Origin of the sequence: Streptococcus mitis, assembly GCF_003942795.1 — a bacterium.
In the GTDB taxonomy this organism is placed as follows: Bacteria; Bacillota; Bacilli; order Lactobacillales; family Streptococcaceae; genus Streptococcus; species Streptococcus mitis_BJ.
Genome location: NZ_RJNY01000039.1, coordinates 1 through 4,550, shown reverse-complemented (window position 1 = coordinate 4,550; position 4,550 = coordinate 1). Strand labels below are relative to the sequence as shown.

At 29.9% G+C, this 4,550-nt stretch carries 4 protein-coding genes and 1 pseudogene; 3 read left to right on the top strand and 2 right to left on the bottom strand.

The genetic code is table 11. The annotated features are described in order from the left end of the window. Positions 1-202: 202 nt before the first annotated feature. Complete coding sequence (locus D8847_RS10235) at positions 203-1,099, bottom strand: tyrosine-type recombinase/integrase (RefSeq protein WP_000384878.1); 897 nt, start codon at positions 1,097-1,099, stop codon at positions 203-205. A 93-nt stretch (positions 1,100-1,192) separates the two neighbouring features. Here D8847_RS10235 and D8847_RS10230 point away from each other — a divergent pair, with 93 nt between their 5' ends. Next, positions 1,193-1,765 (top strand): hypothetical protein, encoded by a 573-nt coding sequence (locus D8847_RS10230; RefSeq protein ID WP_002917268.1) that lies wholly within the window; start codon positions 1,193-1,195, stop codon positions 1,763-1,765. Here D8847_RS10230 and D8847_RS10225 read toward each other — a convergent pair. Then, the gene (locus D8847_RS10225) at positions 1,762-3,012 is read right to left on the bottom strand and encodes a hypothetical protein (RefSeq protein WP_000199791.1); all 1,251 of its coding nucleotides are present in this window, start codon (positions 3,010-3,012) and stop codon (positions 1,762-1,764) included. The two genes, D8847_RS10230 and D8847_RS10225, sit on opposite strands and share 4 nt — an antisense overlap. A gap of 361 nt (positions 3,013-3,373) precedes the next feature. Between D8847_RS10225 and D8847_RS10220 the strand changes: the two are divergent. Both D8847_RS10220 and D8847_RS10215 read left to right on the top strand, forming a co-directional pair. Further along, positions 3,374-3,839 (top strand): annotated as a pseudogene (locus D8847_RS10220) (helix-turn-helix domain-containing protein). Between the two features lie 294 nt (positions 3,840-4,133). After that, positions 4,134-4,412, top strand: coding sequence for a hypothetical protein (locus D8847_RS10215; RefSeq protein WP_000776494.1), 279 nt, complete (start codon positions 4,134-4,136; stop codon positions 4,410-4,412). The last annotated feature ends 138 nt before the right edge of the window (positions 4,413-4,550 follow it).

Below are 4,550 nucleotides of genomic sequence, written 5' to 3'. Positions count from 1 at the left end.
TTTTATTATATTTAAGGATATTTGAAAGATGTATTTTAGAAAAACAATTATGGAGTTCTTAATACGGAATAAAGTATAAATGCTGATTCAAAGTGAAGTTTTATATGTTTTTTGCTTTTGTTGAGTATAAAATCTATTAACTACAGTCGAACTACAAAAATTAATTTAAGATGAAGTGAACTGTAGACTTTGGAGATGTCTCTTACTCGATTTCAGAATGAATTACTGATATGGGATTAAAAGAACTAAGTATTTCTTTTTGTTTTGAATGAGATACGTGAGTATAGATTTGTGTGATTGATATAGAACTATGTCCAAGAATTTGTTGAATATATCGAATATCTACATCACTATCTAGAAGCATTGTCGCAAAGCTATGTCTAAACATATGCGGTGTAATAGTTCTAGAAAAGTTATTTTGTTCAACGATTCTCTTTATTACTAAACGTACACTTTGCTCTGACAATGGTTTAAGTGAATGTTTCCCTGGGAACAAGAAATCATTGGATTCATTTCTTGTTTTATTTATATATGTTTCTAATAAATTGAAGGTTGTTTGATCTCCTAAAAATAGGATACGTTCTTTCTTACCCTTTCCTATAATCTGGAGTGTCTTATTGGAAAGATTAATGTCTTTGAGATGAATGTGGCAAAGTTCAGAAATTCTGATGCCTGTTGAAAGTAAAAGTGAAATAATTAGTAGATTTCTTTCAGCGTGTTGTTTTTGATAGTCAGTTTTAGATACAATTACTTTCTGTTCTAAATATATAAAAATGCTTTTCAGAATGTCATACGGAATCGTTTTAGGCAATACTTTTTCAGTTCTAAATTGAAAGCGCAATTGATTGAAGGGATTCTCTTCAATTATGTTCTGGTATTTTAGATAGTTATAAAACACCTTCATACAAGCAATTTTTCTTCTTAATGTATTCGTTTTTATGTTAGATTGTGTCAACTGTTCTATATAGGATTCGACATTATCATAGTCTGAGTTATAAAATTGCATAAGATCATTCTTATAAGCGCGAATCGTGTGTGAACTCAAACGCTTATGAGTTTTGCAAAAATCTAAGTAAGTAGAAATAAGTTTATAATCCATAAAAATCTCCTTTATCAATAATCATGCTATTATAAACCTATTTGAGTACTTTGTATAGTGATAATAAATAGTTATCGGTAGGGGATAGCGAATATGTCAAATAAAAAAATAAGAGTATTTTTAAGCAGACCTAATCCATTTACAGAGAATCAAAATTTATTTATTAAAGAATTGATTAAATTTTTAAGACGACACAATATTGAATGTGTAACATTACAAGCTGCTGAGTATACTCCTTACGAAGTCATGAATTCGTTGAGTGAGATGATACAAAGGAGTTACGGAATTATAATTGTTGCATTTGGTCAGACATTTATTTCTAGTGGAACCAGAAAAATGGGAGCTGAGGATAATCCAGACTTCTTTGCATCCAAAGAGACCCACTTAAAGAATAAGTGGGTTACAAGTGTTTATTGTCATATTGAAGGGATTTTAGCGCTAACTTATAATCTTCCAATGCTATCTATTCCTCAAGAAAATTTAACTGAAGAAGGGATTTTAAAGAAGGGAGAATATTCTATAACATCACCTGAATTCTCATTAGAAACAAAAGAAAATATATTAATGTACTTGCAATCAGAAGGGTTTCAAAAAAGTTTTCATGCATGGAAAAACCTTCTTGATGATAAGTATAACTTTATCAAAGGAGGGGAAATAAACTATTAATTACCATTTACAATTGCAGTTTTAATCCTCTGGAGATCCTCACTTAACATAATACTACCTTCATTAATTGTTTTTTTCTGTCGTTCAGTTAAACCCTCAATATCATTAATAGGTTTTGAAAGAAGGCCTGAAATCAGCATTAGATCCTCTTGATTGGAAAGAAACCAAATGTCGTCATATTCACTAGATTTACGATGTATTTTTTCTAAAGATCCTAAAATAGTTTTTGCTGTATAAACAGATGTATAGTAGAACTCCTTTAAAACTTCAACATCTTTCTCAACTAAGGCTATTTTTAACAGGTTAGCACAGTAATTCCTTGCACAATAAATATTTCTATCTTCAAAATTCATGCCTAACCTATAGTAATTAATTGCAGACATTAAGTCACTCCTATTCTTTGTAATATAAAATATACGTAAGAAAATAGCTCCATAAATACCTAATAACTTATGATATGTTGTGGTGTTTATATCTATATATTTACTAATATTTTGCTGTGCCATTTTTAAATTTGCTAGCGAAGATTCATTTTTCTTATAGGATGATAGTAAATAGCCTGCCAAAATTTCTTCATCAATAAATCCACTTTCTAAAATTTGCTGAAATATTTCTTCTGCCTCAGGATACTTTTCTGAATTCTTGAGTTCCGTGGCTTGATCATAAAGTTCAGCTATTGACTTGTCTAATGCTTCTTCACTTTGAATTTCAGTTTTATCGATTAAATCGTTAATTATTACACGGTATAGAGCAGATTCAAAGGCTGGACTATCAGTAAATGTCTCATCTGACTTTATAGCGGAATCAATATATTCAGAAAGCAGTTTTTTCACCTTGTTAACTTCATCCACTTCGTTTAACTTATCAGAATCATATCTGATTTGAGGTAAGTGTGCAATATCAAAAAAGCTAATCTTAGCTGTGTGATGATCACACAGTATAATGGTTGATTTGGGTTTCATAGCATGACGTAGACCTAACTCATAGATAGCATTTTGGTTTAAAGTAGTAATATCTGCAATTACAATATCTGCTTTTAATATACCTTCGATAAATGTTTTCGTTATACTCTGTGTACTGAAAACTTCATCAGCTCTAAAGTGGTTTTTACCATGAACAGAAACTAATTCTTTTTCTAAAATTGTTGGCTTAATTAAATTATTATAGACTTGATTCAAATCCACTTCTATATTTGTATTAGGAATTTTTTTAGTATTAAACCCCATAACTACAAAACAACTGGTCATTTCTCAACTTTCCTCCCGATAACTATTTATTATCACTAGTATATCATAAATTCATCTTCAGTAGCTTGAATTGTATAATGAATTTTTACTTATCATTCAATATCAAACTATGATATTGATCAGCTATAGCTTAAAACACTGTTTTGAAATTATATCTAATACTTTTGATTCAATTACAAACTTACAACAACGAGATATTTATCTAGTCTGAAGAAAATAAGTACAAATTTATTAGAAAAGCAACATTTTATAGAATTATCACTGAAAATTCTAATTTTAGAATTATACGTTCTATTGATTTAGAATCTGTTTTTTAATTTCTAAATGTTATAATAGTATTATCGAGTAAAAGAAGCATGCCATGATTGGAAACAATATAAAATTCATACGAAAGGCACATGACCTGACATGTTCAGAATTTGCACGAATTATAAGCATTTCACCCAATAGCCTTAACCGTGATGAGAAGGGAACAAGTATAATTTCAAAAGAATTAATAGACACAATCTGCCAAAAATTCAATGTATCGTGTGTGAATATTGTTGGGAAAGAAAAAATATTAAATCTAGTGGGAAGATAATAAACTGACTTTAAAAATGGAGATTGTTAAGAAACGTTGAACAAATCTCCTAACTCATCACTATTGTTATCAAGATAGCCAGAACCTCGTCTTTAATGATGAGAGCATTCACTGGATTGTAATGAGTGGCGCCTTATCTGATATGGTGAATACCAACATTTATCTAGTGAGTACTTTTGAAGAGCTTGAGCGTTACAGGTGCTACTTGGATGGTATTGAGTACATACTAAAAACATCAGAAATGTGAATGGTAGTTTAATGAGTTTATATGATTCTAGTGAGAATGAGTTTGCCTGTGCCTTAGGTCGAAATGTTTGCACACTGACGAAAGGAAAGTGAATGAGCCAAAATCCAATAGCTATCTTTCTCCATGGAAAAAGCGAACTAGAAAGACAATTATCCATTGTATCAAGCTCAAAGAGTTTCTGTTTGATGAGTGGAGTAAGGTAAGAAGTAAATGTTGAGAATGGGGAAAACAAATTGAGAAAATTTTAATTAGTCATGCTTTATGTTATATCAATATCAAGATGGGAGGAACACTATGAAATTAAGAGATATATTAGACAAAGAATTTGAAGAGATTGTTACAGAGTTTCAAAATAGAGGAATAATATTTGAAGGTCAATTTAAAATAATGACTTCAATGTTTTGTAAGAAATATTCAATGGGGTTCTGTAAATTACTGAAAGAAGAAACAGGATTAAACGTGTGGTATGGTTATCAGGTACCTTATTTTTTCTATTACGATAGTGAAAGGTACGATAATAAAACGGCTTCTCTTGTTGCAGAAGAGTACCAAATTAAAAAAGGGAATTTGTAATAATTTCCGTAGAGGAGTTATAAAACAGTAAATATTTATTATGAGGTTGCAGATTAAATGGGCAAAGTAATGAGACAATATAATGAATTTTATATAAAATTGCAAAAAGAGTTTAAACTGGCTCATAATATGACCATA

Coding starts and splice junctions, on each gene's coding strand:
- D8847_RS10235 (WP_000384878.1), bottom strand. CDS start 1,099: ATGGATTATAAACTTATTTCTACTTACTTAGATTTTTGCAAAACTCAT.
- D8847_RS10230 (WP_002917268.1), top strand. CDS start 1,193: ATGTCAAATAAAAAAATAAGAGTATTTTTAAGCAGACCTAATCCATTT.
- D8847_RS10225 (WP_000199791.1), bottom strand. CDS start 3,012: ATGACCAGTTGTTTTGTAGTTATGGGGTTTAATACTAAAAAAATTCCT.
- D8847_RS10215 (WP_000776494.1), top strand. CDS start 4,134: ATGAAATTAAGAGATATATTAGACAAAGAATTTGAAGAGATTGTTACA.